The sequence below is a fragment of the Mesorhizobium sp. M7A.F.Ca.CA.002.15.2.1 genome (genome assembly GCF_003998715.1).
Lineage (GTDB): Bacteria > Pseudomonadota > Alphaproteobacteria > Rhizobiales > Rhizobiaceae > Mesorhizobium > Mesorhizobium ciceri.
In genome coordinates, this window is the sequence record NZ_RZPI01000484.1 from 1 (window position 1) to 4,422 (window position 4,422).

General features: G+C 62.5%; 5 protein-coding genes. 4 read left to right on the forward strand and 1 reads right to left on the reverse strand.

From position 1 onward, the window contains the following. Nucleotides 1–98: 98 nt before the first annotated feature. From hemH to ENZ74_RS23280, 4 genes are all read left to right on the forward strand, one after another. Nucleotides 99–1,163, forward strand: a complete 1,065-nt coding sequence (hemH, locus tag ENZ74_RS23265) for a ferrochelatase (protein WP_013529728.1) — start codon at nt 99–101, stop codon at nt 1,161–1,163. A 155-nt stretch (nt 1,164–1,318) separates the two neighbouring features. Next, the gene (locus ENZ74_RS23270) at nt 1,319–2,530 is read left to right on the forward strand and encodes an FAD-binding oxidoreductase (protein WP_063168947.1); all 1,212 of its coding nucleotides are present in this window, start codon (nt 1,319–1,321) and stop codon (nt 2,528–2,530) included. Between the two features lie 119 nt (nt 2,531–2,649). Beyond that, a complete protein-coding gene (locus ENZ74_RS23275; RefSeq protein WP_013529726.1) occupies nt 2,650–3,600 on the forward strand; it encodes an SPFH domain-containing protein in 951 nt (316 codons plus the stop codon). An 11-nt stretch (nt 3,601–3,611) separates the two neighbouring features. Continuing rightward, nucleotides 3,612–4,076 (forward strand): NfeD family protein, encoded by a 465-nt coding sequence (locus ENZ74_RS23280; protein ID WP_127313009.1) that lies wholly within the window; start codon nt 3,612–3,614, stop codon nt 4,074–4,076. 4 nt (nt 4,077–4,080) lie between these two features. Here ENZ74_RS23280 and ENZ74_RS23285 read toward each other — a convergent pair. Further along, nucleotides 4,081–4,422, reverse strand: a 342-nt coding sequence (locus ENZ74_RS23285) for a CBS domain-containing protein (RefSeq protein ID WP_127313010.1), incomplete at its 5' end; no start/stop codon positions are given.

Here is a 4,422-nt window from a genome sequence, read left to right on the forward strand (position 1 = left end):
GTCTGAATCCATTCGGACAATCCGCTTTAAGGTGCGGCCAGACGCTGCATTGAATGCGCGCGCAAGATGGTTAGGTTCGCGTCTCCCGGAGAACCCTTATGACGCTTCCCACCCCTGCCGATCCCAAGGTCGCAAAAGCGCTCGGCCCGTTGCCCGCTGGGCATCCGCCGGTCAAGGCGGGCAAGATCGGCGTCATGCTGGTCAATCTGGGCACGCCCGATGGCACCGATTTCAAGCCGATGTGGCGGTATCTGCGTGAATTCCTGTCCGATCCGCGCGTCATCGAGCTCAACAGGGCGATCTGGTATCCGATCCTCTATGGACTTGTGCTCACCACGCGCCCCAAGAAGTCGGGCGCCAATTACGCCCGGATCTGGAACCGGGAAAAGAACGAGTCGCCGCTGCGCACCTACACCCGTGCCCAGGCCGAAAAGCTGGCCGAAGCGCTGCGCGACCTGCCTGATGTCGTCGTCGACTGGGCGATGCGCTATGGCAATCCTTCGACCGCCAGCATTGCCCAGCGTCTGGCCGACCAGGGCTGCGACCGCATTCTTTCGTTTCCGCTCTATCCGCAATATTCGGCGACGACCACGGCAACAGCCAACGACCAGCTGTTTCGCGCGCTGATGAAGATGCGCCGCGCGCCGGCCGTCCGCAGCGTGCCGCCCTACTATGACGAGCCGGTCTATATCGAGGCGCTGGCGCGTTCGATCGAACGGCATCTGGCGACGCTGGATTTCGAGCCGGAGGTGGTCATCACCTCCTATCACGGCATTCCAAAACCCTATTTCGAGAAGGGCGATCCCTATCATTGCCACTGCCAGAAGACGACGCGGCTGTTGCGCGAACGGCTCGGCTGGGATGACAGGAAACTGATCATCACCTTCCAGTCGCGCTTCGGCGCGCAGGAATGGCTGCAACCCTATACCGACAAGACGGTGGAGAAACTCGCACAGGACGGCGTCAAGTCGATCGCCGTCGTCAATCCCGGCTTTTCCGTCGACTGCATCGAGACGCTGGATGAGATCGGCCGCGAGGCGGCCGAAACCTTCCACCATGCCGGCGGCAAGAATTTCGCCCATATCCCTTGCCTCAACGACAGCGCGGAGGGGATGGCGGTGATCGAGGCGATGGTGCGGCGCGAACTGTCTGGCTGGGTCTAGGAGAAATTCCAGGAAAAGTGTGAAACGGTTTTCCCGGGAAAAGCGAATAGCGCTTTCCCTTGGGAATTTCGTCAACGGGAGTTAGAGCAGCTCGCCGCTCTAACTCCGGAACAACACAAGCTCCGGGGCGTTAAGGCGCGCCGCCGGAGAATGCGATGTCCCGCAAACTCGACCTCAGAACTGGCCAGCCCGTCTGGTCAGCCTATCGCGCGCCTGCGGTGCCGACGGACGGCCTGGTCCGGGACGTCAAGGCAGATGTGCTGGTCGTCGGCATGGGCATCAGCGGCGCCATGATGGCCGAGGCGCTGACGGCCGATGGCCATCGGGTGATCTGTATCGACCGGCGCGGTCCGCTGAAGGGCTCGACGGCCGCAACCACCGCACTGGTGGCATTCGAAATAGACCAGCCTCTCTCCACGCTCTCGAAGATGGTCGGCAGAGCCTCGGCGCAGCAGGCCTGGCGGCGCTCGCGGCTCGCCGTCTCCAATCTCGCCGGACGCATCGCCGAACTCGGCATCAACTGTGGCCTGAGCCGGGCGCCGTCGCTCTATCTGTCTGGCACGATACTTGGTCCGTCGGAACTGCGCGACGAGGCCAAGGCACGGCGGCTAGCCGGCATCGCCGCGACCTATCTGACGCCGGCGCCGCTGGCGGAGACATTCGGCATCGACCGCGAAGGCGCCATTCTCAGCCACGGCAACATCGCGCTCGACCCGCGTAAGCTGACGGCTGGGCTGCTGCTGAAATCCCTTCAGCGCAAGGCTCGCTTCTACGCCCCCGTCGACGCGACAGTGATCGAGGATAGCGCCGAAGCTGTTGTCGTCGCGACCAGGGATGGCCCGACCATAACCGCGCGACATGTTGTTCTGGCCACCGGCTACGAACTTGTGGAGATCGTGCCGGCCGCGGCCCACCGGATCATCTCGACATGGGCGATCGCAACATGCCCGCAACCGCGAAAGCTCTGGCCGGACGCAGCGTTCATCTGGGAAGCGTCGGAGCCGTATCTGTATATGCGCACGACGATCGACGGCCGGGTCATTTGCGGCGGCGAGGACGAGGATTTTGTCGACGAAGCGCGGCGCGACGAGCTGATCGCCGACAAGAGCACACGCATCGCCGAGGAGCTCGGCCTGGTATTTCCGCATCTCGACACCAGGCCCGATTTTGCCTGGACCGGTTCGTTCGGCACCACAACCACCGGCCTGCCCTATATCGGCGCCATTCCCCGCCACCCGCGCATCTATGCAGTGATGGGCTACGGCGGCAACGGCATCACCTTCTCGCAGATCGCTTCCGAGATTGTCCCGGCTTCGATCAACGGGCTGGAGGACACGGATGCAAGATTGTTTGCCTTCAACCGCTGATCGCACCCGCAAACAATCCGTCATCACCTGATTGTAACGCATCTGAAACACACTTAAGTCTTTGGTGAAGTCGGCCGCGCGAGAATGGCTTGTGCGGCCTTCGTCTGAGGGAGAGCCAAATGGATTTCAGTGGTTTCGATATTGCGGTTGGTGCACTTGCCCTTCTGGTATTGGTGCTGCTGATCAAAGGCATCAGGACAATCCCGCAAGGCTACAACTATACGGTGGAGCGCTTTGGCCGTTACACCAAGACACTGAGCCCGGGTCTCAATTTCATTTACCCGTTCATCGACCGCATCGGCGCCAAGATGAACATGATGGAGCAGGTGCTCGACGTTCCAAGCCAGGAAATCATCACCCGCGACAACGCCATTGTCGGTGTCGACGGCATCGCCTTTTTCCAGATCCTCAACGCCGCTCAGGCCGCCTACCAGGTTTCCGGCCTGCAGAACGCCATCCTCAATTTGACGATGACCAACATCCGTACCGTCATGGGTTCGATGGATCTCGATGAACTCCTGTCGAACCGCGACGCCATCAACGAGCGCCTGCTGCGCGTCGTCGACGAAGCGGCCCACCCGTGGGGCATCAAGATCACCCGCGTCGAAATCAAGGACATCAACCCGCCGGCCAACCTTATCGAATCGATGGGCCGGCAGATGACCGCGGAACGCAACAAGCGCGCCCAGATCCTTGCCGCCGAAGGCCTCAAGCAGTCGCAGATCCTCGAGGCCGAAGGCCGCAAGGAAGCCGCCTTCCGCGATGCCGAGGCGCGCGAACGTTCGGCCGAGGCGGAGGCCCGCGCCACCCAGGTTGTGTCGGAAGCGATCTCCAAAGGCGATGTGCAGGCGCTGAACTACTTCGTTGCCCAGAAATACACCGAAGCGTTGGGCAAGATCGGCACTGCGACCAACAGCAAGATCGTGCTGATGCCCTTCGAGGCATCGTCGCTGATCGGTTCGCTCGGCGGCATTGGCGAGATCGCCAAGGAAGTCTTCCGCAGCGAGGGCACGACCGGCTCGCAGAGGCAGGCCGCGCGCCCGCCGGTCGTTCGCCCAACCGACAACTGAGGTCGAAACCAATGATCGACCGCATCGTTTCCGAACTCGGCCCGTGGAACTGGATGGTTCTCGGTTTCGTCCTGCTGGTGATGGAAATCATCGCGCCGGGTATCTTCATGCTGTGGATCGGCATCGCCGCGCTGATCATCGGCGCTGTGTCGCTGCTGATCTGGGACACCGGCTTCTGGACATGGCAGGTCCAGGTCCTCGCCTTCCTGGCGCTGTCGCTGGTCTCGGCCTATGTCGGCAAGAAGCTGGTCGGCAGCCGCAACGACGCGACCGATCAGCCGCTGCTCAACCGGCGCGGCGCGCAGATGGTCGGCAGGATGGCGACACTTGCCGAACCGATCCGTGACGGGCGCGGCCGCATCAAGCTGGGCGACACACTGTGGCGTGTCTCCGGCCCTGACCTGCCGGCCGGCACGCAAGTGCGCGTGACGGGTGCGGCCGATACGGATCTGGAACTGACCGTCGAGGCGGTCTGAACGTTCAGGCGGCGCCGATACGCAGCAGATCATGCAGGTGGATGAGGCCGACTGGTTTCCGGCCCTCCACCACCATCAGGCTGGTGATGGCTGAATTGTTGATCGTCTGCAGCGCCGTTGCCACCAGCGTGTCCGGCGTCGCGGTCTTCGGACCTCTTGTCATCACCTGATCCACCGTCATCGCCAGCAGATTGCTGCCGATGTGACGGCGGATGTCGCCATCGGTGATGATGCCGACCAGCGCACCGTCGACATCGGTGATCGCGACGCAGCCAAACCCTTTGCGCGACAGTTCCAGGATCGCGTCCTGCATGCCGGTGCCCGCAACCACCAGCGGCAGCCTGTC